Source organism: Sphingomonas sp., from assembly GCF_019749955.1.
Lineage (GTDB): Bacteria > Pseudomonadota > Alphaproteobacteria > Sphingomonadales > Sphingomonadaceae > Sphingomonas.
Genome location: NZ_JAIEPC010000033.1, coordinates 43,338 through 64,641, shown reverse-complemented (window position 1 = coordinate 64,641; position 21,304 = coordinate 43,338). Strand labels below are relative to the sequence as shown.

Annotated in this window: 28 protein-coding genes; 14 read left to right on the top strand and 14 right to left on the bottom strand. The window is 64.3% G+C overall.

Translation table 11 applies throughout. The features are described 5' to 3' along the window. Window positions 1–21 precede the first annotated feature (21 nt). Both K2W81_RS09325 and K2W81_RS09320 read left to right on the top strand, forming a co-directional pair. Window positions 22–810, top strand: coding sequence for an SDR family oxidoreductase (locus tag K2W81_RS09325; RefSeq protein WP_294103622.1), 789 nt, complete (start codon window positions 22–24; stop codon window positions 808–810). A gap of 2 nt (window positions 811–812) precedes the next feature. After that, complete coding sequence (locus K2W81_RS09320) at window positions 813–1,172, top strand: bleomycin resistance protein (RefSeq protein ID WP_294103621.1); 360 nt, start codon at window positions 813–815, stop codon at window positions 1,170–1,172. Between the two features lie 147 nt (window positions 1,173–1,319). On the opposite strand, the gene topA is transcribed toward K2W81_RS09320, so the two are convergent. Then, window positions 1,320–3,929, bottom strand: a complete 2,610-nt coding sequence (topA, locus tag K2W81_RS09315) for a type I DNA topoisomerase (RefSeq protein ID WP_294103620.1) — start codon at window positions 3,927–3,929, stop codon at window positions 1,320–1,322. Between the two features lie 124 nt (window positions 3,930–4,053). On the opposite strand from topA, the gene K2W81_RS09310 reads away from it, so the two are divergent. Continuing rightward, a complete protein-coding gene (locus K2W81_RS09310) occupies window positions 4,054–4,302 on the top strand; it encodes a type II toxin-antitoxin system Phd/YefM family antitoxin (protein WP_294103618.1) in 249 nt (82 codons plus the stop codon). Beyond that, window positions 4,299–4,565 carry a Txe/YoeB family addiction module toxin gene (locus tag K2W81_RS09305; RefSeq protein WP_294103617.1) on the top strand — a complete coding sequence of 89 codons (267 nt, stop codon included), beginning with the start codon at window positions 4,299–4,301 and terminating at the stop codon, window positions 4,563–4,565. Before K2W81_RS09310 ends, K2W81_RS09305 begins: the two co-directional genes overlap by 4 nt. A gap of 23 nt (window positions 4,566–4,588) precedes the next feature. On the opposite strand, the gene dprA is transcribed toward K2W81_RS09305, so the two are convergent. Next, on the bottom strand, window positions 4,589–5,668 hold the full coding sequence (gene dprA, locus K2W81_RS09300) for a DNA-processing protein DprA (protein ID WP_294103613.1): 1,080 nt from the start codon (window positions 5,666–5,668) through the stop codon (window positions 4,589–4,591). Next, window positions 5,661–6,248: a glycerol-3-phosphate 1-O-acyltransferase PlsY gene (gene plsY, locus K2W81_RS09295; protein WP_294103708.1), complete on the bottom strand. Its 588-nt coding sequence runs from the start codon at window positions 6,246–6,248 to the stop codon at window positions 5,661–5,663. The genes dprA and plsY overlap by 8 nt, the downstream gene beginning before the upstream one ends. 131 nt (window positions 6,249–6,379) lie before the next feature. On the opposite strand from plsY, the gene murI reads away from it, so the two are divergent. Further along, window positions 6,380–7,177 (top strand): glutamate racemase, encoded by a 798-nt coding sequence (gene murI / locus K2W81_RS09290; RefSeq protein ID WP_294103612.1) that lies wholly within the window; start codon window positions 6,380–6,382, stop codon window positions 7,175–7,177. 73 nt (window positions 7,178–7,250) lie between these two features. Beyond that, the gene (gene hemA, locus K2W81_RS09285; RefSeq protein WP_294103610.1) at window positions 7,251–8,492 is read left to right on the top strand and encodes a 5-aminolevulinate synthase; all 1,242 of its coding nucleotides are present in this window, start codon (window positions 7,251–7,253) and stop codon (window positions 8,490–8,492) included. Between the two features lies 1 nt (window position 8,493). On the opposite strand, the gene K2W81_RS09280 is transcribed toward hemA, so the two are convergent. From K2W81_RS09280 to K2W81_RS09270, 3 genes are all read right to left on the bottom strand, one after another. After that, complete coding sequence (locus K2W81_RS09280; RefSeq protein WP_294103608.1) at window positions 8,494–10,044, bottom strand: DUF1570 domain-containing protein; 1,551 nt, start codon at window positions 10,042–10,044, stop codon at window positions 8,494–8,496. Between the two features lie 101 nt (window positions 10,045–10,145). Next, the gene (locus K2W81_RS09275; protein ID WP_294103606.1) at window positions 10,146–10,625 is read right to left on the bottom strand and encodes a hypothetical protein; all 480 of its coding nucleotides are present in this window, start codon (window positions 10,623–10,625) and stop codon (window positions 10,146–10,148) included. After that, window positions 10,622–11,251, bottom strand: a complete 630-nt coding sequence (locus K2W81_RS09270; RefSeq protein ID WP_294103605.1) for a histidine phosphatase family protein — start codon at window positions 11,249–11,251, stop codon at window positions 10,622–10,624. The genes K2W81_RS09275 and K2W81_RS09270 overlap by 4 nt, the downstream gene beginning before the upstream one ends. A gap of 249 nt (window positions 11,252–11,500) precedes the next feature. Between K2W81_RS09270 and dnaN the strand changes: the two genes are divergently transcribed. Further along, window positions 11,501–12,613: a DNA polymerase III subunit beta gene (dnaN, locus tag K2W81_RS09265; protein ID WP_294103604.1), complete on the top strand. Its 1,113-nt coding sequence runs from the start codon at window positions 11,501–11,503 to the stop codon at window positions 12,611–12,613. A 205-nt stretch (window positions 12,614–12,818) separates the two neighbouring features. Then, the gene (locus K2W81_RS09260) at window positions 12,819–13,241 is read left to right on the top strand and encodes a contact-dependent growth inhibition system immunity protein (protein ID WP_294103603.1); all 423 of its coding nucleotides are present in this window, start codon (window positions 12,819–12,821) and stop codon (window positions 13,239–13,241) included. Between the two features lie 89 nt (window positions 13,242–13,330). On the opposite strand, the gene K2W81_RS09255 is transcribed toward K2W81_RS09260, so the two are convergent. After that, window positions 13,331–14,008: a hypothetical protein gene (locus tag K2W81_RS09255; protein WP_294103602.1), complete on the bottom strand. Its 678-nt coding sequence runs from the start codon at window positions 14,006–14,008 to the stop codon at window positions 13,331–13,333. Beyond that, window positions 13,995–14,207 carry a helix-turn-helix transcriptional regulator gene (locus K2W81_RS09250; RefSeq protein WP_294103601.1) on the bottom strand — a complete coding sequence of 71 codons (213 nt, stop codon included), beginning with the start codon at window positions 14,205–14,207 and terminating at the stop codon, window positions 13,995–13,997. The genes K2W81_RS09255 and K2W81_RS09250 overlap by 14 nt, the downstream gene beginning before the upstream one ends. A 198-nt stretch (window positions 14,208–14,405) precedes the next feature. On the opposite strand from K2W81_RS09250, the gene K2W81_RS09245 reads away from it, so the two are divergent. The 3 genes from K2W81_RS09245 to rlmN all read left to right on the top strand — a co-directional run bounded on the left by K2W81_RS09245 (window position 14,406) and on the right by rlmN (window position 17,212). After that, the gene (locus tag K2W81_RS09245) at window positions 14,406–15,158 is read left to right on the top strand and encodes a Coq4 family protein (protein ID WP_294103600.1); all 753 of its coding nucleotides are present in this window, start codon (window positions 14,406–14,408) and stop codon (window positions 15,156–15,158) included. A 148-nt stretch (window positions 15,159–15,306) separates the two neighbouring features. After that, on the top strand, window positions 15,307–16,026 hold the full coding sequence (locus K2W81_RS09240) for an NYN domain-containing protein (RefSeq protein WP_294103599.1): 720 nt from the start codon (window positions 15,307–15,309) through the stop codon (window positions 16,024–16,026). Between the two features lies 1 nt (window position 16,027). Next, window positions 16,028–17,212: a 23S rRNA (adenine(2503)-C(2))-methyltransferase RlmN gene (gene rlmN / locus K2W81_RS09235; RefSeq protein WP_294103597.1), complete on the top strand. Its 1,185-nt coding sequence runs from the start codon at window positions 16,028–16,030 to the stop codon at window positions 17,210–17,212. A 162-nt stretch (window positions 17,213–17,374) separates the two neighbouring features. On the opposite strand, the gene K2W81_RS09230 is transcribed toward rlmN, so the two are convergent. From K2W81_RS09230 to K2W81_RS09220, 3 genes are read right to left on the bottom strand one after another with little or no spacing between them, the layout of a single operon-like run. Beyond that, on the bottom strand, window positions 17,375–17,842 hold the full coding sequence (locus K2W81_RS09230; RefSeq protein ID WP_294103593.1) for a RidA family protein: 468 nt from the start codon (window positions 17,840–17,842) through the stop codon (window positions 17,375–17,377). Next, the gene (locus K2W81_RS09225) at window positions 17,839–18,477 is read right to left on the bottom strand and encodes an HAD family hydrolase (RefSeq protein ID WP_294103591.1); all 639 of its coding nucleotides are present in this window, start codon (window positions 18,475–18,477) and stop codon (window positions 17,839–17,841) included. Before K2W81_RS09225 ends, K2W81_RS09230 begins: the two co-directional genes overlap by 4 nt. After that, window positions 18,474–18,746, bottom strand: a complete 273-nt coding sequence (locus tag K2W81_RS09220; RefSeq protein ID WP_294103589.1) for a DUF3572 family protein — start codon at window positions 18,744–18,746, stop codon at window positions 18,474–18,476. Before K2W81_RS09220 ends, K2W81_RS09225 begins: the two co-directional genes overlap by 4 nt. A gap of 43 nt (window positions 18,747–18,789) precedes the next feature. Between K2W81_RS09220 and K2W81_RS09215 the strand changes: the two genes are divergently transcribed. Continuing rightward, entirely contained in the window at window positions 18,790–19,194 is a 405-nt protein-coding gene (locus tag K2W81_RS09215) for a response regulator (protein ID WP_294103587.1), read from the top strand. 36 nt (window positions 19,195–19,230) lie between these two features. Here K2W81_RS09215 and rpmG read toward each other — a convergent pair whose 3' ends face one another. Continuing rightward, entirely contained in the window at window positions 19,231–19,398 is a 168-nt protein-coding gene (gene rpmG / locus K2W81_RS09210; protein WP_294103585.1) for a 50S ribosomal protein L33, read from the bottom strand. 184 nt (window positions 19,399–19,582) lie between these two features. Here rpmG and K2W81_RS09205 point away from each other — a divergent pair, with 184 nt between their 5' ends. Continuing rightward, a complete protein-coding gene (locus K2W81_RS09205; protein WP_294103583.1) occupies window positions 19,583–20,146 on the top strand; it encodes a TMEM165/GDT1 family protein in 564 nt (187 codons plus the stop codon). Between the two features lie 99 nt (window positions 20,147–20,245). Continuing rightward, window positions 20,246–20,740, top strand: coding sequence for a DNA starvation/stationary phase protection protein (locus K2W81_RS09200; protein WP_294103581.1), 495 nt, complete (start codon window positions 20,246–20,248; stop codon window positions 20,738–20,740). A gap of 18 nt (window positions 20,741–20,758) precedes the next feature. Here K2W81_RS09200 and K2W81_RS09195 read toward each other — a convergent pair whose 3' ends face one another. Together K2W81_RS09195 and K2W81_RS09190 are read right to left on the bottom strand one after the other, a co-directional pair. Continuing rightward, window positions 20,759–21,064: an alkylphosphonate utilization protein gene (locus tag K2W81_RS09195; protein ID WP_294103706.1), complete on the bottom strand. Its 306-nt coding sequence runs from the start codon at window positions 21,062–21,064 to the stop codon at window positions 20,759–20,761. Between the two features lie 8 nt (window positions 21,065–21,072). Further along, window positions 21,073–21,195: a hypothetical protein gene (locus K2W81_RS09190; RefSeq protein ID WP_294103579.1), complete on the bottom strand. Its 123-nt coding sequence runs from the start codon at window positions 21,193–21,195 to the stop codon at window positions 21,073–21,075. Window positions 21,196–21,304 lie beyond the last annotated feature (109 nt).

Genomic DNA, 21,304 nt, shown 5'->3' with positions numbered 1-21,304 from the left:
AGGTCAAACGGGGACGGCGACATGACGAAGGCGATTTTTATCACGGGCGGCGGATCGGGCATCGGGCGCGCGGTGGCGCTGCTGTTTGCCGCGCGCGGCTGGCGCGTGGGGCTCGCCGATGTGAACGCAGCCGGGATGGCCGAAACCGCGGCGATGCTGCCCGCTGGCATGGCGACCAGCTATCAGATGGACGTCCGCGACCGTGATGCGTGGGAGACGTCGCTCGCAGCGTTTGCAGCGGTGAGCGGCGGGCGGCTCGACGTGGTGTTCAACAATGCCGGGATCGCGGTCGGCGGGACGCTCGCCGCCAACAGCTTCGAGGAGATCGACCGCGTCGTCGGCATCAACCTCATGGGCGTGGTGAACGGTGCCAAGCTCGCCTATCCCTATCTCAAGGCGACGCCGGGATCGTGCCTGCTCAATACGTCATCGGCGGCGGGGATCTATGGCGGGCCGGGGATCGGCATCTATGCGGTCACCAAGTTCGGCGTTCGCGCGCTGACCGAAAGCCTTGATGGCGAATGGGCGGCGGACGGCATCAAGGTGCGCGCGCTGATGCCGAGCTTCATCGAAACGCCGTTGCTCGCCGCCGGGATGGCGGGATCGAACCGCAGCGTGCGTGAGACGGTGGTCGAGGGTGGGTTGGAGATTACCCCCGTCGAGGAAGTGGCGCAGGCGGCGTGGGACGCCGTGCACGGTGAGCGGCTGCACACGCCCGTCGGCAAGACGGCGAAGCGGCTGATGTTCGCCGCGCGCTGGATGCCCGGTGGCTTGCGCAAGGGCATGAGGAAGCGCGGGCTGGGGGGCTGACAATGGTCGATCATGCCACCCCCAATCTGCCGTCGCGCGATTTTTCTACGAGCGCGGATTTCTATCGCAGGCTTGGGTTCGAGCAGGGCTGGCGCGACAACGGGTGGATGATTCTCGAGCGCGGCGGGCTGATGCTCGAGTTCTTCCCTTATCCCGATCTCGATCCGTGGAGCAGTTCGTTCAGCTGCTGCCTCCGGGTCGACGATCTGGCGGGGCTCTACGCGGCGTGCCTCGCGGCGGGAATTCCCGAGCAGACAGTCGGCTTCCCGCGCCTCCATCCGCCACGCAAAGAAGCAAGCGGCATCACGATCGCCTATCTGGTCGATCCCGATGGGGCCTTGGTGCGGCTGATCCAGAATTAGGACGGCCGCCCTACCCAACTCAATCCCCAGCCGTTCGTGTCGAGCGAAGTCGAGACACCTCGCGCACCGCCTGTGGCCGGTCCCTCGACGTCGCTCGGGACCAACGGGTGGGGGGCATAAGGCGCAAAACTGGCGCGGACGCCCAGCTCAGCCCGCCGCCTTCGCCTTGGGCTTGGCCACTTTCTTCGCGGGCGCTTTCTTCGCCGCAGCCTTGGGCGCTGCCTTCTTCGCCGGGGCCTTTTTGGCGACCTTCTTCTTGCCCTTCGTCGGCGCTGCCGCCGCGCGCGCGTCGATCAGTTGCGCGGCTTCCTCCAGCGTCAGCGCGTCCTTCTCGATCGTCTTGGGCAAGGTCGCGTTGGTGGTGCCGTCGGTGACGTAAGCGCCGTAGCGGCCCTCCATCAGCTTGATTTCGAGCTCGGTGCGCGGGTGCAGCCCGAGCACCTTGAGCGCCGCCTGAGCGCCCCGCTGCGGCCGTCCGCCGCCTGCTGCTGCTTCGGCGAGCTTCACCACCGCAGCATTCATGCCGGTTTCGAAGACTTCGGCGGTCGAGGTCAGTCGGCCATATTTGCCGTTGTGCGCGAGATACGGCCCATAGCGCCCAATCGACGCCGTGATCGGCTCGCCCGTTTCAGGGTGCGTCCCGATCGTGCGCGGCAGGCTCAGCAGCTTCAACGCCCAGTCGAGGTCAAGCTCGCCCGGCAGATCCTTCGGGATCGATGCGCGCTTGGCTTCCTTGCCGTCGCCGAGCTGGACATACGGCCCGAACCGCCCCGACCGCTTCGACACCTCAAGCCCGGTTTCGGGATCGGTGCCGAGCACTTCGGGCCCGGCATCGCCGGTCGCTTCCGCCCCGCCTTGGGCGAAGCGGCGGGTGTATTTGCATGCGGGGTAATTGGAGCAGGCAACGAAGGCGCCGAACCGCCCGCCGCGCAGCGAAAGCCTGCCCTCACCGCAATTGGGGCATAACCGTGGATCGCTGCCGTCGCCCTTGTCGGGGAAGAGATAGGCGCCGAGAAATTCGTCGAGAGCAGCCGTTACTTCGCTCGGCTGGAACGCCATCACTTCGCTAGTGCGCGGTTTGAAGTCGCGCCAAAAGGCTTCGAGCACGGCCTGCCATTCGGCGCGCCCGCCGGAGACTTCGTCGAGTTCGTCTTCCAGCCCGGCGGTGAAATCATAGCCGACATATTTTTCGAAAAAGCGTTCGAGAAACGCGGTGACGAGCCGCCCGCTTTCCTCGGCGAAAAAGCGGTTCTTTTCGACCCGGACGTAGAGCCGGTCCTTCAATGTCTTGATGATCGACGCATAGGTCGAAGGCCGCCCAATGCCGAGCTCCTCGAGCCGCTTGACCAGCGATGCTTCGGAAAAGCGCGGCGGCGGCTGGGTGAAATGCTGATCGGCGTTGACGGCTTTCTTGGCCGGCGCATCGCCTTCGCGCAGGCGCGGCAGGCGGCGGGCTTCCTCGTCGGCCACGGCGTCGGCATTTTTGCCAGAGCCGCCAACAAAAACGTCGTCGCTGCCTTCCTCATACAGCGCGAGATAGCCGGGGAAGAGCACCACCTGCCCCGTCGCGCGCAGGGCGTGCAGGCCGGTGCCGTCGGTCAGCTCGACCGTGGTGCGCTCCATCCGCGCCGACGCCATTTGGCTCGCGAGTGCGCGCTTCCAGATCAACTCGTACAGCCGCGCGTGATCGCCCGAACCCGCGCGGTCCTTGCCGAAATCGGTCGGACGGATCGCTTCATGCGCTTCCTGCGCGTTCTTCGCCTTGGACGTATATTGGCGCGGCTTGTCGGGGACATAGCTCGCGTCATAGCGGTTGGCGACCGCGAGCCGTGCCGCCGAAATCGCGCTCGAATCCATCTGCACGCCGTCGGTGCGCATATAGGTAATCGCGCCATCCTCGTAGAGCGCCTGCGCAATCCGCATCGTGTGATCGGCCGAGAATCCGAGCTTGCGCGATGCTTCCTGCTGCAAGGTCGAGGTGGTGAAGGGCGGCGGCGGATTGCGCGTGGCGGGCTTGGTCTCGACGCTGGCGACGCTGAAGCGTCCGGCCTCGACATCGGCCTTGGCGGCAAGCGCATCGCCTTCCTTGCCGATCGTCAGCCGGTCGATCTTGGCCCCGCGCCATTTGCTCAGCCGCGCGGTAAAGGGCGTGCCGTCATGCTCAAGGTTGGCGGTGACCGACCAATATTCTTGAGCGACGAACGCTTCGATCTCGCGCTCGCGCTCGACGATCAGCCGCAACGCGACCGACTGCACCCGCCCCGCCGACTTGGCGCCCGGCAACTTGCGCCACAGCACCGGCGACAAGGTGAAACCGACCAGATAATCGAGTGCGCGGCGCGCGCGATAAGCGTCGATCAGATCGGTATCGAGCGCGCGCGGGTGCTTCATCGCCTCGGTCACCGTCGCCTTGGTGATCGCGTTGAAGGTAACGCGCTGGACATCCTTGGGCAGCGCTTTCTTGGCGCGCAGCACTTCCTGCACGTGCCAGCTAATCGCCTCGCCCTCGCGGTCAGGGTCGGTCGCGAGGATCAGGCGGTCGGCGGTTTTCGCCAGATCGGTGATCGCTTTGAGCTGCTTGGCCTTGTCGGCGTAATTTTCCCATTCCATCGCAAAGCCATGGTCGGGATCGACCGAGCCATCCTTCGCGGGCAAGTCGCGGACATGGCCATAGCTCGCGAGCACGCGGTAATCGCTGCCCAGATACTTTTCGATGGTTTTCGCCTTGGCGGGCGATTCGACGATCACAAGCTGCATGGATGCTCCCTTACGCGTACGCGCGAGGGTGGGAAGCCTTTGCGGTGTTCGTCAAGCGGCATGCGCCTCGGCGCGGAGCGGCGGTGATCTTGACATTGGACAGAAAATTGTCCAATGAACTGACATGTACGCCATCAGCTATTCCGAAGCCCGCGAAAATCTGAAGTCGGTGATCGACCAGGTCGTCGCCGATCACGCTCCCATCGCGATCACGCGCCAGCGCGGCGAAGGCGCCGTGCTGGTGTCACAAAGCGATTGGGAGGCGATCCAGGAAACGCTCTATCTGCTGTCGTCACCCGCCAATGCCCAGCGGCTGATCGAAGCCGTCCGCGGCCTCGAGGCGAGCGATCCGAAGGGCGTGCCCTACCCGTGAACGTCGCCTTCTGGCCGACGGCGTGGGAGGATTTCCGCCATTGGCAGGACCATGACGACAAGATGTCGGCCAAGCTGAACAGCCTGATCGAGGAATGCCGCCGCCATCCCTTCAAGGGCACCGGCAAGCCCGAAGCCCTCAGCGGCAATCTGTCGGGCTGGTGGTCGCGTCGGATCAACTACGAGCACCGGCTGGTGTACCGCGTATCCGGCAGCGGCGACGAGCAGACGCTCCAGATCGCGCAATGCCGCTATCATTATTGAGGAAGGCACAGGCGCCTGTGGCCTCAGGCCAAACTCACGCGCCCGCCCGAATGCCGCTCAAGCCTGCCGCCGAGTTCGAGTTCGAGCAGCACCATCTGGACCACGGCAGGGGCCATCCCCGATTGGCGGATGAGTTCATCGACCGTGACCGCAACCGGGCCAAGCAGCCCGATCACGCGCCGCCGCTCGGCATCGCTCGCGTCGGTCGGCAGTGGCGCGCCATAGCCGCTGGCGGGGGAGCGCAGCATGCGTGCGTCGATCGGGCCGATTGCTTCGATCACATCGGCGGCGGATTGGACCAGCGTTGCGCCCTCGCGGATCAGCAGATTGCAGCCCTGCGCGCGCGGATCGAGTGGCGAGCCAGGGACGGCCATCACATCGCGTCCTGCTTCGCCAGCGAGCCGCGCGGTGATCAGCGAGCCTGACCGCGGCGCCGCCTCGACCACGACGGTGCCGACCGCGATCCCGGCAATAATGCGGTTGCGCTGTGGAAAATGACGCGAGAGCGGTTCGGTCCCCGGTGGATGTTCGGTGACGAGCAGCCCTTCGCGCGCGACGCGTTCCTGCAGCTCGGCATTTTCGGGCGGGAAAGCGACGTCGATGCCGCTCGCGATCACGCCGATCGTGCCGCCGTCGACCGATCCCTGATGCGCGGCGGTGTCGATCCCGCGCGCCAATCCCGAGACGACAACAAGCCCCTCGCCCGCCAGCGCAAAGGCGAGGTCACGCGCGAAGCGGCAGGCCGCCGCCGATGCATTGCGCGCCCCGACGATCGCCACCACCCGTCGCAACGCCAGCGCCGGGTCGCCGCGCACGATCAGCACCGGCGGGGCCGTCTCAAGCTCCGCCAGCAGCGGCGGATAGTCGTCGTCGCCGAGAAACAGGTAGCGCGCGCCGAGCCTTGCAACCGCTGCTTGCTCGCGCGCGATGATCGCGGCGTCGGCCACCACTGGCGCTCGCCCCCCCGCCCGTGCGGCAAGCATCGGGATTGCTTCGATCGCGGCGGCTGCCGTGCCGAAACGCGCGATCAACTGGCCATAGGTCACCGGGCCAATATTGGCCGAGCGGATAAGCCGCAGCCGATCGGCGGCGTCGTCAGCCATCCTGCTTGCTGCCAATGCGGGGTTCGATGCCCTTGACCAACCGGTCGATATTCTCGCGGTGCTTCCAGAGCACGATGGCGCTCAGTGCGAGCAGCACCAGCACGAGATCGATCCGACCGAAGAACGCGGCGGCGACCGGCGCGCTGACCGCCGCCGCCATCCCCGCCACCGACGAAATCCGCACCAGCCCCAGCAGCCCGAGCCATACCAGCGCATAAACCAGCGCGCTCGGCGGGTGGAGCGCGAGCACGATCCCCATCAGCGTCGCGACGCCCTTGCCGCCGCGAAACCGCAGCCAGACGGGATAGCAATGGCCGATGAAGGCAGCCGCCGCTGCCACCAGTTCGCTGCCGGGCCAGAAATGCCCCGCAATCGCCACGGCCGCCCAGCCCTTGGCCGCATCGAGCAGCAGAGTCGCGGCGGCCAGCCCCTTGCGCCCGGTGCGCAGCACGTTGGTGGCGCCGATATTGCCCGAGCCGATCTGGCGCAGGTCGCCCGCGCCCGCTGCCCGCGTCAGGAGCAGCCCGAACGCGATCGACCCGAGCAAATAGCCGGTCAGCGCGGGTAGCAGCAGCGTCATCCAGTCCATGTTCTGCGCCACGTGTGCCCCCGATCTGACCTCTTCAATAGCCGTCAGCGTGCCAAGCACGCAATAATCGGTATCGCGCTGCATCAATTGCCAAAATGGCGCATTGCCGCCATCTGACGCGGATGAGCGATCCGCGCCCCGTGCTTTTGTTCGATTCCGGTGTCGGCGGACTATCTGTCCTGGCGGCGGCGCGCGCGCGCCTGCCCTTGATGCCGATCGTCTATGCCGCCGATTCGGCGGGCTTTCCCTATGGTACCAAATCGGAAGCCGAGATTGCCGTCCGCGTGCCGGCATTGCTGGGGCGGCTGGCCGAACGCTATCGCCCGCGACTGATCGTGATCGCCTGCAACACGGCCTCGACGATCGCGCTGGCCGGCGTGCGCGCCGCGCTCGATCTGCCCGTTGTCGGGACTGTCCCCGCGATCAAGCCCGCTGCGGAGGCTAGCCTTACCCGGGCGATCGGCGTGCTCGGCACCGATGCGACGGTGCGGCAGGCCTATGTCGACAATCTGGCGGCGCAATTTGCTGCCGATTGCCTCGTACTCCGCCACGGCTCGGCCGATCTGGTGGCAGCGACCGAGGCGAAACTCCGTGGCGAGCCGATCGATCCTGCGCGCTATGCCGCGGCGCTCGCCGGACTGCTCGACCAGCCGGGCGGGGCGCGGATCGATACGGTCGTGCTGGCCTGCACGCATTTTCCGCTGGTGCAGGCCGAACTTGCCGCCGCCGCGCCCCGCCCGCTGGCTTTTGTCGACGGCAGCGCGGGGATCGCGCAGCGGATCGCGCATTTGACGCAAGGACAGGCATGGCCCGACGCGCGCCCTGACGGAATTGCCGTGTTCACTAGGCTCGGCGCGCCCGAAGCGGCGCTGGCGCCCGCGCTCGCTCGCCACGGCCTCACCCGGATCGAGGCGCTGTAGCGCGGCAAAAGCGATCTACGTGACCGATTCTGTGCCCTTTCACGGCCGCGCATTCGTCGCTAAGGCGCGCGGCATGAACTCCCCCGTGCCCGCGCCGCGCGTCGATTATGCCCGCGCCTTCACTCAGGCGATCGATCGGCTGCATGCCGAGGGCCGCTACCGCGTCTTCATCGACATTTTGCGCAACAAGGGTGCCTTCCCGAATGCGCGCTGCTTTGCCGGGCATAATGGCCCGAAGCCGATCACGGTGTGGTGCTCGAACGACTATCTCGCGATGGGCCAGCATCCCGCTGTCATCGCGGCGATGGAGGCAGCGCTGCACGACGTCGGCGCAGGCTCGGGCGGCACGCGCAATATCGGCGGCAACACCCATTATCATGTCGACCTCGAAGCCGAACTCGCCGATCTGCACGCCAAGGAACAGGCGCTGCTGTTCACCTCGGGCTATGTCTCGAACGAAGCGACTTTGGGCACCATGGGCAAGATCCTGCCCGGACTGATCATCTTTTCGGACGAACTGAACCACGCGTCGATGATCGCCGGCATCCGCAATTCGGGCTGCGACAAGCGTATCTTCCGGCACAACGACGTGGCGCATCTCGAAGAATTGCTCGCCGCCGCTGACCCCCAGGCGCCGAAGCTGATCGCGTTCGAGAGCGTCTATTCGATGGAAGGCGATGTCGCACCGATTGCTGCGATCTGCGATCTCGCCGACAACTATAATGCGCTGACCTACCTCGACGAAGTCCATGCCGTCGGCATGTATGGCGCGCGCGGCGGCGGCATTTCCGAAGCGCACGGGCTCGCGCACCGGCTGACGATCATCGAAGGCACGCTCGGCAAGGCTTTCGGGGTGATGGGCGGCTATATCGCTGCCGATCAGGTGATCGTCGACGTGATCCGGTCCTATGCGCCGGGGTTCATCTTCACCACCAGCCTGTCGCCGGTGCTGGTGGCCGGCGCGCTCGCCAGCGTGCGCCATCTGAAAGCATCAAGCGTCGAGCGTGACGGCCAGCAAGCTGCCGCCGCGCAGCTCAAGGCGATGTTCGCCGACGCCGGGCTGCCGGTGATGCTGGGCGAAACGCATATCGTGCCGCTGATGGTCGGCGATCCGGTCAAGGCCAAGCGGATCAGCGACATTTTGCTCGCCGAATATGGCGTTTACGTCCAGCCGATCAATTACCCGACCGTGCCACGCGGCACCGAGCGGCTGCGCTTCACGCCCGGCCCCGCGCATGATGCAGCGATGATGCACGAGCTGACGCAGGCACTCGTTGAAATCTGGGACCGGATGGCGCTGCGACTCGCGGCCTGAGTCATTCGCCAGCGGCCTCGGCGTCGCCCACGAGCTTCGCCTTGGCAGCGGCCGCGCGGACCGCCGCCACATCGGCACCCGAATCGATCAGTTGAACGATCGCGCGCACGGGATTGTCGCCGGTTGCGTGCGGATTGAACGCGACCGGCGCCAGCACGTGGCGTGCGGCGGGCAAATCGCCCTTGTCGAGCAGCTCACGGAACGCCAACACGCGCACCTCGTCTTCCTGCGGCGCCAGCTCGACCGCGCGGAGCAGTCCATCGATGGCGCTGGGCCGCGGGGTTTCGTTCGCCAGCAAATAGCTGGTGTAGAAGAGTACCAGCGGCAGCGCATAATCGGGATCGATGCGGTTCGCCTTGACGATCCATTGCCGCGCATCGCGCCACAGCGCTGGATCGCCGGGCTTCGCCGTTACGGCGCGGCGCAGATGGACGCGCGCCTTATAGACCATCGCCATCAGATTTTTGGGGTCGATCGCCAGCGCACGGTCGCACGCTGCCTCGGCCTCGGTGTCGTTGCCAGCGTCATATTCCATCTCGGCCACGATGCGTTGAATCCAGCCATTGGTCGGATTGGCAGCGGCGATCTTGCGCGCGCCGGGGATGAGCTTCTTCGCTTCCGCCGTGGTCACACCGGTCGCCGATTCGAAGCGCAGCGGCATGATCGAGGCTTCGGCCGGCGACAGCGCGCGCACCGTGACCGGATCGGTGGTGAATCGGTCGGGCTTGATGATCAGCCCGTTGAGCCGCTGGGTCCGATACGCGTTGACCTCGGCATTGAGCTTGCTGAGGTCGCCAAAGGCCTGCGTCCCCGCTGTTACCGGCGGCGTGCCTTGCGCGATCAGCCGCAGAAACTGGTCGATCTGGCCGTCGCGTTTGCGGCTGAACATCAGATAATGCACCAGCAGCCAGCCGCGCGCATATTTCTGGTCGGTCGCCTGATCGTCAAGCTTGCGCGCATCGGAATCGAGCAGCGATTTCACCGACATCAGGCTGTCGGCAAAGATGCTTTCCGCGCGCGCATTGTTCGCCGCGCCGAACGTCACCGCGCCCTGATCGTTGATGATCGCGGTCGACAGCAGTTCGGCGAGCCCTTCGCTCACCCAGCCGGGGTAAATGGCGCTGCTGTTGCCGAGCAGCAGATGGTGGGCATATTCGTGGAACAGGACGAGATTGGCGTTAAAGTCTTCGCTGTCGCTGTCGACGTTGAGCGGGGTGACGATGAACGACCCTTCGACGCTGGTGCGATAAAAGCCTGCGACATTGCCGCCACCGCGCCCGCCATAATATTTCTGGACCGCCCCGGTGCCGCCGACGACATAGATCGTGACGCGATTGGCGCCAGCGCCGGGCGGCTCAGGCAACCGGAACAAATAGCGCACCGCTGCGCCATAGCGTTCGAGCCGATCGGTGAAGGTGGCGAGCTGACGCCGCGAAATATTGCCGTAGACGATGAAATGCTTGTTGCTGGCCTCCAGCCATTCGGCTTGCGCGGGCCCCGCTATCGCGGCGAACGCCAGCGCTAAAGCCAGCCACCTGAGCATGCGACGCATCACCTTCTCCACTTCGTGCAACACCGCATGTTTAAAGCGATTTTTCGGGTGATGAAGGTGGAATCTCGCGTGTGAGGCCGGAATAATTTGAACGAGCGCGCTCAGCGCGGCAGGCAGCCGAGCGCGGCGGCGTCGATCGCGGTTGCAGCACCCCGCAACGGATAGACATCGGCAAAGGGGCGTCCGCCCTTCGCCAATGTCTCGACGCTGAGCGAACGCCCTTCGCGGATCGCGGTAACGATGGCGGCATCGGTCCGCGCGTCAGGCGCCCAGGCATCGGCATCGCCCGCGACCAGTTCAAAACGCCGTTCACCAATGCTGAGCGTCACCCGCGCGCGGGGATCGCGCGCGCGGCTGAGCCGGACATGGAGCTGACCATGCGTACCTTGGCGCGGCCAGCTGTTGAGGCTGACGAAGGGGCGTGAAGCAGCAGCTTTTGCCGCCCCGACCGGGCTCGAAATCGCATAACAATGCAGCGGCGACGGATCGCGAAAGGCAGCCCAACGATCATAAACGCCAAGCGCGTCGCGCGCCTGCGCCGACCCCGCCACCAACAGCCCGGCGAGCAGCAATCGCTTCATGCGGGAGCGTGCCCGCCACCCAAGTGGATCACCGTTTCAGCGCCGCCTTCGATCATCACCAGCGATCCTTGCGGCAATCCCTTGGCGGCCGGGGCGCCGAGCGAGGGCCACACCGGCAGGCCGGTCATCACCCCGCGCAGCACGCAGCTCGACACGCCGTGCATGATAACCAGCCGATCGCCCGGATGATCGTTGGTATCGGCCAGCCACGCCGAGACCCGCGCGACAATCTGCGGATAAGTCTCACCATCGGGCGACGGGGTCAGCAACCCGCTCGCCGGATCGATCACCGACCCGACTTCGGCGATCAGCTGAGCGTAATAGCGCCCGCCCCAGCGCCCCATGCCGATTTCGACCAGCCGGTCGTCGGGATGCGCCGCGTGCCAATCGAGCCCGATATGCTCGGCCATGATCGCCAGCGTTTGCAGTGCGCGGCCCGCGCTCGAAGACCAGAGCGTCAACGGTGGACGTTGGCCGAGATAGGCGGCGAGCGCGGCGCCCATTTCATCGGCCTGCGCAAAGCCCGCGCGCGTCAGCGGCGTATGCGGTGCATCGCCCTGCAACCGCCGCGCGGCGTTGAACACCGTCTCGCCGTGCCGCGCGATGAAATCCCTGCCCTGCCGCATGTCGCCTCCCGATAGTCCGCCCCAGATGCAACGCTTGACGGCGTTTATCCAGCGATGATGCAACAATGCGGCGCCGCCGTGCTTTGGCTTGGTTACCGCTTCTGCTCGGACTGCCCCGCCAAGGGCCGAATGAAGCGGGCTGGGGCATTGCCCCGGCCCTTTTTATGTTTAAGGAATAAGGCTGGCGCTTTGCCTGTGGAACCGATCCGGGCAACAAATATTCAGGGGTGGCGGCCCCGGGGGAGCAGAATGAAGGCGACGATCGAACGCGCAACCTTGTTGAAGGGCTTGAGCCACGTCCAGTCGGTGGTCGAGCGGCGCAATACCATCCCCATCCTGTCGAACGTTTTGATCGAGGCGACGGCTGAAGGCACGCTCAAGCTGATGGCGACCGATCTCGACCTGCAGATCAACGAACATGTCGCCGCCGCCGTCGATCAGCCGGGCGCGATCACGGTGTCGGCGCACACCTTGTTCGACATCGTCCGCAAGCTGCCCGAAGGCAGCCAGGTCGCGCTGTCGGCGGCCGAAGGGCGGATGACGATCATGGCGGGCCGCGCCAAGTTCAGCCTCGCGACGCTGCCGCGCGACGATTTTCCGGTGATCGCGGAAGGGGAACTGCCGGTGCAGTTCGAACTCCCCGCCGAAACGCTCAAGCAGATCATCGACAAGACGCGCTTCGCGATTTCGACCGAAGAAACGCGCTATTATCTGAACGGCATTTTCCTGCATGTGTCGGACGATCCGACGCCAGTGTTGAAGGCAGCGGCGACCGACGGTCACCGGCTCGCGCGCGTCACCGTGGTGCGCCCCGATGGCGCCGAGGGCATGCCCGACGTGATCGTGCCGCGTAAATGTGTAGCGGAACTCCGCAAATTGCTCGACGAGATTGACGGTTCGGTCGGCGTGTCGCTGTCGAACACCAAAATCCGCTTCGATCTGGGGCAGGCGCTGCTGACGTCGAAGCTGATCGACGGCACTTTCCCCGATTACAGCCGGGTGATCCCGACCGGTAACGACCGCATCCTCAAGATCGACCCGCGCGCGTTCCAGGAAGGCGTCGACCGCGTCTCGACGATCGCCACCGAAAAGACCCGCGCGGTGAAGATGGCGCTCGACCGCGACAAGATCATCCTGTCGGTGACCAGCCCCGAAAATGGCACGGCAGCCGAAGAAGTCCCCGGCGACTATGCCGCGCAACCGTTCGAGATCGGCTTCAACAGCCGCTATCTGCTCGATATTCTGGCGCAGCTCGAAGGCGACACGGTCGAGGTCCACTTGGCCGACGCCGCCGCCCCCACGCTGATCCGCGAGAACGACAAATCACCGGCGCTCTACGTCATCATGCCGATGCGGGTTTGAACGGTTGATTTTGGCGGCTGTACACTGATCCGTTTGTTTCGAGCGAAGTGGAGAAACAGGCCACAAGCGGCGCGCACGGTGTCTTGACTTAGCTCGACACAAACGGGTCGGGAGTGAGCATTAGCTTACGCCATAGGCTCATAAAAGTTGCCGGTCGGCTTTCGCCCCAGTTGTGGACAATCAGTAGTTGTGTCCTAACTACTGGATGGCCGCTGCACTCACCGATCTCTCGCTTTCCCTCGAGCAACTAAGTGGTTGGAGCGAGGGGAACCCGGACGATGCTCCGACGCCCATGATTGCGGCGATCCAGAGGTCATGGAAAAAACCACTGCGAGAGCTAACCGACGAAGAAATTGGTCGGCTTGTAGTCCAGCACTATGGGTACCCTTACCTGCTCGATCTGGTCTGGCCGAAGCTAGAGCATGACCCGTTGTTCGAAGGCGGCTACTATCCGGGAGACGTGCTGTCGAACCTGATTAGGGCCGAGTCAGGCATCTGGGCTGACCGACCTAGCTACAAAGCGGCGCTCGAACACCTCTACCGACGAGCATTGGAGCGCTCTCCTGACGAGGTTCAGGCATTTCGAGAAAGCCTTCGCCTGCCCGATTCCAAATCTCCGCCAAACTGAGCGCCCTTCCGCAATCCACCGGTTTTGGCCGTCTAGCCCTCTTGCTGAAAGCGGTCGTTTATGGGTTCACGACCTATGGTCACCGCGCTTTAGCCCGGCGTCAGCCCCCGGCGCTGCGAAATCACAAGCGACGCCACCAGATAGGCCCCCATTAGAACGGTGAACATCGTCCAGCTGTCGATATCGGCAACGAGGTCAAGCTTGGCGAGCGCGGCCCAGCCGAACAGCGCCAGTTGGAGCGACCAGAAGCACAGCGCGCCGGTCTGCGCGATCACGGCACGGGTCAGCTCATCGCCGTCGCGCCATAGCTTCAGGTTGAGCCAGGTCTGGACCGCGAGCAGCAAGCCGATGCTGCCCGCAATCGCGACCCGCGTCTCGACGCTCAACCCTGCGTGGGCCGCGACCGGCGGCAGGATCATCATCCCGGCTGCGAGGATGCAGACCAGCGCCTGCCACAGCCCGCCGGTGCGCGCGGCGGGATCGACCGGCTCATCGCGTGGCTGACGCTCGACGATGCTGTTCCAGCGACGGTTGCTGGTCGCAGCAAAAGCCACCACCGCGCCACTCACGATAAGCAACGCGGCAATCAGCAGGCTGATTCCTTCGACTGCGGTCCAGCTCAGCGGGACGCCGGCGGGCGTCGCTTTCCGGAGCGCGCGGCCCACCAGATAGCCGACACCGCCGCCAATTGGCGCGAAAACAAACACGGCGATGCCTAATTGGCGTATGCCGAAGCGACGCCGGGCCGAAGGATCAACGCTGGTCATCGGGGGTCCAATCATCGAGGAAGATGGCATCGACAGGCACTCCAAAAACTTTGGCGAGCCGCAGCGCGAGCGGCAGGCTGGGATCATATTTGTCGGTTTCGACCGCATTGATCGTCTGGCGCGACACGCCAAGCTTCAGCGCGAGTTCGCCCTGACTGATCCCGGTTTCGGCGCGCAGCACACGCAAGCGATTTTCCACGGTCAGCGCCCCGTTGCGAGAATCGAGTGAAGACAAGAGGTATTGACCATATGACAAGAGCTCTTGTCACGACTCGCCGTGCCTGTCAATTCCTCTTGTCATTGTGTCCAGAGTTCATGTCCTAATGGGGTGCTGGCAACGGTTGCTTAACGGCTAGGGGGGATGCTATTGACACGTCTGTCAGCAAGGGACTCGCTCATGGCCGAAACGCTCATCCCCGATCGTCGTGACTGGAAGACCGCGTGGCGCGCGCTGCGCACGCTGCTGAGCAACGGCGATGACACCACGCAGGTGTTCGTGATCATGCGCGCGCTCAACGCGGGCAATGGCAAGCGCAATTTCCAGCGGCTGGTGCGCAGTTTCGAAGGCGGCGAAATGGCCTATGCCCAGATCGAGCTTGCCGACACGCTGTCCGACCCTGCCTATATCGCATCGTTCAAGCCCGGCACCGTCGGCGCGGCCTATCGCGATTTCCTCGCCGCCACGGGTTACACCGCGATGGGGCTGGCCGAAGTGTCGAACCTCGACAAGGCCGAAGTGCCGATGCGCCACCCCTATGCCTGGTTCGGGCGGCGCATCCGCGACACGCACGACATCTGGCACACGTTGACCGGCTATAAGGCCGACGAAACGCTGGGCGAGGCCTGCCTTGTCGCGTTCAGCTATGCGCAGGTCGGCGGGCTCGGCTGGGCGTTCATCGCGGTGGGCGCGTCGATCAAGTCGGTGTTCGTGACGAAAAGCTTCGCCTTCGCGCGCGCCGTCTGGGAAGGCTATCGCAGCGGCAAGCGCACCGCGTGGCTGGCGGGCGAGGATTATCCCACGCTGCTGAACGAGCCAATCGATGCGGCGCGCGCCCGGCTCGGCATCCGCGAGCCCAAGGCGTATAAGCAGGCGCAGCGGGCGCTGGGCGCTTTTGCGAGCTATGCGACGCCCGTGAAAGCGCCTGCCTGATCCAGCGCCTGCGCGTCAGCAAATATTGACTTTTCCGACAGAATAGCTATTAGGGAAATATCCCGTCCCCGGCAGTCGTCTTGAGGCGCTCGCGAGAGCAGACATCAGCTCAAGGCCGCTCCCGGGGACATTTTTTTGAGCAACCAAAATGGCGACGGCAATCCTTGTTGATGGCGCATTTTTTCTGCGCCGGTTCAGGCATAGCCTCCCCGATCATGACAGACACGATCCGAAAAGCGTCGCCCATGGTCTAGGCATGCTGGCCTATTGGCATCTCGTCCAGCGCATCGGACCAACAACCGTAAGCGAGCAACTTTCGCAGCAATTGCCACTGGCAGAGTCGCGCCAGTTTTATCGCTTGTTCTTCTATGATTGCCCTCCTCTCACGAAGCGAATGCACGCCCCGCTTTCGCGAAAGTCAGTCGATTTCTCGAAGACGAGCGACGCGAGGTTTCGGCTTCAACTCCATCAAGAAATACAAAAGCTCCGAAAGGTAGCCCTCCGGCTTGGCAGACTGAACGACACTTCGCGCTGGAGGCTCAGCGAAAACGCAACAGCCAGACTTATCAAAGACCCGGCCTCATTTCACCCGACCGACCAAGATTTTGAAATTGATACAAAACAAAAAGGCGTGGATATGCGCCTTGGGCTAGATGTGGCATCGCTCGCTTTCAAAGGACAGGTTGATCAGATCGTAATCGTGGCAGCAGACGCGGACTTTGTACCAGCGGCAAAGCTAGCTCGTCGTGAAGGAATTGACGTGATTCTTGATCGAATGGGGGATCATCGCGCTGCGCAGGATTTGATCCAACACGTTGATGCGATCCGAGATTGCTTTCTTCCTAAACCGAATCCGCTGGACCCATAACATGCAAATCCCTGGCTATATCGATCCTGTCGCGGTGCCGCGCGCCGCGCCGCGCCGCGATGATGGCCGCATCGACTTGATCGAGCTGTCGAAAGACGAGCTGCGCCTCGCGCTCGAAACCGCGCAGCTTGAGCCCAAACAGGCGAAGCTGCGTGCCAAGCAGTTGTGGCACTGGATGTATAATCGCGGCGCCACCGAATTCGCGGTGATGACCGACATTGCGAAGACAATGCAGCCGTGGCTCGAACAGCGCTTCGTCATCGGGCGGCCCGAAGTGATCGAAGCGCAAGTCTCGACCGACGGCACCCGCAAATGGCTGCTGCGCGCGCCCGATGCGCAGGATTATGAGATGGTGTTCATCCCCGACGCCGATCGCGGGACCTTGTGCGTGTCGAGCCAGGTCGGCTGCACGCTCAATTGCCGCTTTTGCCACACCGGCACGATGCGGCTGGTACGCAATCTGAGCGCGGGCGAGATCGTCGGCCAGGTGATGCTCGCGCGCGATGCGCTCGGCGAATGGCCGAGCCAGCCCGAGGGGCGCCTCCTCACCAACATCGTGATGATGGGGATGGGCGAACCGCTCTATAATTTCGACAATGTCCGCGATGCGTTGAAGCTGGTTATGGATGGCGATGGCCTGGCGCTGTCGAAGCGGCGGATCACCTTGTCGACCAGCGGCGTGGTGCCGATGATGGCGCGCGCGGGCGCCGAGATCGGCGTCAACCTCGCGGTCTCGCTGCACGCGGTCACCAAGGAAATCCGCGACGAGATCGTGCCCTTGAACCGCAAATACGGGATTGAGGAGCTGCTTCAGGCCTGCGCCGACTATCCCGGCGCCAATAACGCGCGGCGGATCACCTTCGAATATGTGATGCTGAAGGACAAGAACGACAGCGACGCCGATGCGCGCGAGCTTGTCCGGCTGATCCGCAAGTACAAGCTGCCTGCCAAGGTCAACCTGATCCCGTTCAATCCCTGGCCCGGCGCGCCCTATGACACGTCACTGCCGGAGCGGATCAAGGCGTTTTCGAACATCATCTTCGAGGCCGGCATTTCGGCCCCGACGCGCACCCCGCGCGGGCGCGACATCGATGCGGCATGCGGGCAGTTGAAGACCGCGTCGGAAAAGAAGACGCGCGCCGAGCTGGATCGGCAGGCCGAGGAAAAGCTCGCGGCGCTGGGGTGATGTTGGGAGACGGGCCCCGCACCATTCCCCATTCTCAATACCCCGTTTGTGTCGAGCGTAGTCGAGACACGGGCGCCACGCGAACCGCCCCTGGCCCGCCCCTCGACTACGCTCGGGACGAACGGTGGTTGGGCGGATAGGCGGACAAGTCGGTTGCCGCGCTTACCCCTGAACCTCCACGATCGCATCGATCTCCACCACCGCGCCCAAGGGCAGCACCGCAACGCCAACTGCACTGCGCGCATGCTTGCCCGCCTCGCCAAACAGCGCGACCATCAGTTCCGACGCGCCGTTCGCAACCTTTGCCTGATCGGTGAAGCCCGGCGCCGAATTGACGAACACGCCGAGCTTCACGACGCGCTCAACGCGGTGCAGAACGCCCAAAGCCTTGTGCATCTGGGCGACCAGCATCAGCGCGCAGCGTTCTGCGGCCGCTTTGGCGTAATCGAGATCGCGATCCTCGCCGACCCGACCCGTCATCAGCGCGCCATCGGCAGCAAACGGCAGCTGGCCCGAGATGTGGAGCAGCCCACCGACTTCGACCGCCGGCACATAGGCCGCAACGGGCGCTGCTGCTGCGGGCAACGTCAGGCCGAGTTCGGCGAGCTTGGTGGCGATGCGGTCGGTCATGCAGGGGCTCCTTGGTCGGGGGCAGGAAGATTTTGCGCAAAACGCTCGGTAATCCACGCCAGCGCTTCATGCCAATCGTCGATGCGGGCATGCGCGAACGGCGCGGGCTTGATGTACGGCGCCAGTTCGGGCTCGGACACCATGTGCAGCCGGTGGACGGCGGGCGCATGCTTGGCGACTGATTCGTGATGCACGCCGAGATCATCGACGAACACCGTGACGGGATGGCCATGCTCGGCGACCAGCCGCGCGACCGGATCGCCCTTGCCGCCCTGATTGGTTTCGACGCGGTGCTCGATACCGAAGGCGGCGAGTTGGGCAATGCGCGCATCGCGGCAATGATCGCCGAGATTGGTCAGGATGACGATGTCGGCGGTCGCGCTCAACGCCAACAATGCCTCGCGCGCGCCCACGACAAGCGTCTGACGCTCCATCTCGTCAGGGAAAAAGCCGTCGATCAGCCCGCGCATTTCTTCGAACTCGACCAGCGCGCCGTCAGGGCGCTTCATGCTGTTGCGGAAATCGCCGCCCGACATGTTGAATTCGATATCATGGCGTTCGCGCAGCCACACGCCGAAATGGCGGACCATGTGCAACAGCACTTCGTCGCAATCGCAGATCAGCAATGGCTTCATGCATCCTCCAACCGTGCACGCGCCGCGACGAGTGTCGGCGGGGTGACGCCCAATGCGTCGGCACAGGCAATCAAATCGGGTTCATGGCTTTCAAGGAAGCTCAGCACCGCCGCCAGTACCGCCGGTGAATCGGCGCCGTCCCTTAGCCCTTCAGGCGTCAGCCCGGTCAGCGCGAGCAGCCGTTCGGCCCGGGCAGGCTCGCCGAGCGCCCACACCAGCGCCTGCAACGCCAGTGCCGCCGCGTCTTCATTTGTATCGCGCGCGCGCATTGCCTAATCGGGGACCTGATCTGAAAAAGGATGTGGCGCGGACGTGGCAAAAAGGGTGCTGGTTGTCGAGGACAACGAACTCAACCTCAAACTTTTCTGCGATCTGCTGCGTGCGCATGGCTTCGAAACCGAGGGCGTGCGCGACGGACGCGAGGCGGTGGCGCGGGCGCGCGCGTTCCAGCCTGACCTGCTGATCACCGATATCCAGCTGCCGCATGTCAGTGGTTACGACCTGATCGCGCAGGTCCGCGGCGATCTGACGCTGCGGACCACGCCGATTCTCGCGGTCACGGCTTATGCGAGTCGCGCTGATGAGGAACGGATCCGCGCGGCGGGCGCCAATGCCTATGTGTCGAAGCCGATCGCGCTCGCAGCGTTCGTGGCCCAAGTGAACGCGCTGCTCCCGACAAGCGAAGAGCCGCACGGCCCGGGGCCTGCGGCTCTTTGAACCGGCTCACGCCGGACGATTGGGGCAGCCAAGCCGTTACTTGATCTTGGCTTCCTTGAAGTCGACATGCTTGCGCACGACGGGGTCATACTTCCTGAAGCTCAGCTTTTCGGTCTTGGTGCGCGGATTCTTCTTGGTCACGTAGAAGAACCCGGTGTCGGCCGAGCTGACGAGCTTGATCTTGACGGTGGTCGGCTTTGCCATGACCCGAAATCCTGCGAAGTTGAAAAAGCAACAAGCGAAGAGCAGGGGTGCCCGCCGCTTGAACAGGCGGGCCAATTGGCGGAGGCGCGCGCGAAAGTCAAGCCTGTGCGGGTGGACGTTTCCGGCTAACGTCATCTTTACGCAACCCGCCCCATAGCAAATGCCTCGATCGAATGGGACGGGCATGGACGCATTGATGGCGGCGCTCGTCGCGGCCTTGTTGATACACGCGACCGATCGCACGCCGTGGCTGATGGCAGGCCTTGGCGCGCGCTATCGCCAGCACGCGCTTGTGCTGCTCGGGGCAGTGGCCGCGCTGGCAATCGTCAATGCGCTGGCCGCAAACGGCGGCGCGCTGATCGCACCGCGCCTGACCCCCAATGCCCGCGCGCTGTTCCTTGCGATTGCGCTTGGTGCAGCCGGACTTGGTTGTTTCGGCACGCTCAAGCCGCCCGAATCGATGACCGGATGGCGGACCGGACCGCTCGTTACGCCGCTGATCGGCATGCTGACGCTGGGCTTTGGCAGCGCGCAGTTCCTGACAATGGCGATTGCGCTGCGGGTCGGCGAGCCCGTCTTTGCCGCCGTCGGCGCGACAATCGGCGGCGCGGTGGTCATCGCCGCTGCGCTCGCACTGGGGGAGAAAGGCGCCGCGCCGCTGCGCCAGCGCGTGGCGCGCCTGCCCGTCGGTAGTTTGCTGATTCTTGCGGCAATCGTTGCAGCGCTCAGCGCCTTGCGGCTGATTTAGCCGTTCGCCCAGTCTGATCGAAGATTCTCCCGGTCGCGATGGATACAATTTGCCAGGCGAATCATTATCGTGTCGATTCACCCGCACAGGAGATCGCAGATGGCGACCGAAGCAGCGCTCAAGACCCCGACCGACCTGAAATCAAACGCCACCAAGACCGCCGCCGAGGCGCTCAACGCGATCCTCGCCGACAGCTTTGCGCTCTATTTCAAGACCAAGAATTTCCACTGGCATGTGTCCGGGCCGCATTTCCGCGATTATCACCTGCTGCTCGACGAGCAGGCGGCGCAGATTTTCGCGACCACCGATGCGATTGCCGAGCGCGTGCGCAAGACCGGCAACACCACATTGCGCTCGATCGGCGACATCGCGCGGCACCAGACGATCAAGGACAATGACGAGAGCTATGTCGCGCCCGATGATATGCTCGCCGAGCTGCGCGACGATAATCTGAAGCTGATCGCGGCGCTGCGCGAAGCCAAGTACATCGTCGATGAGGCCAAGGACAATGCCACCAGCGGCATTCTCGACACCTGGACCGACGAAGCCGAACAGCGCGCCTGGTTCCTGTTCGAAGCCAGCCGCAAAGGCTGACCCCAAGGGTAAAGGGCCTCAGCGCTTGCGCACGAATTCCGCGCGCAGGACGAGGCCCTTGATCCCGTCATATTTACAATCAACTTCCTGGGCATCGCCGGTCAGCCGGATCGATTTGATCAGCGTGCCTCGCTTGAGCGTCTGCCCCGCGCCCTTGACCGTCAAATCCTTGATCAGCGTTACCTGATCGCCATCGGCGAGCACATTGCCGACCGAATCGCGCACTTCGATGCGATCGCTGTCGGCGGGTGCTGCCGCTGCGGCGGCGGCGCTGATCCATTCGCCGCTGGCTTCGTCATAGATATAGCTGTCATCGTCACCCATTGTCGGGCTCAAGCTTTGCCCGCCGGGGTCACCGCGCCCTTGGTCGACGGGTTCGATGCGTTGAGCTTCTTGGGTTTTTCCGCCTTGGGTTTGCGGATTTCCTTGTTCGATTTTTTCTGGGCCTTGGCCATGTGCGGCTCCCGCGCGGGCGTGATGCCTGCGATCGGCGCGCAGCCTAGGCCTTTCGGCGCGACGTGGCGCGCGAAATCGGCACCACGTCGCGTCGCGGGTCGCGCGCCT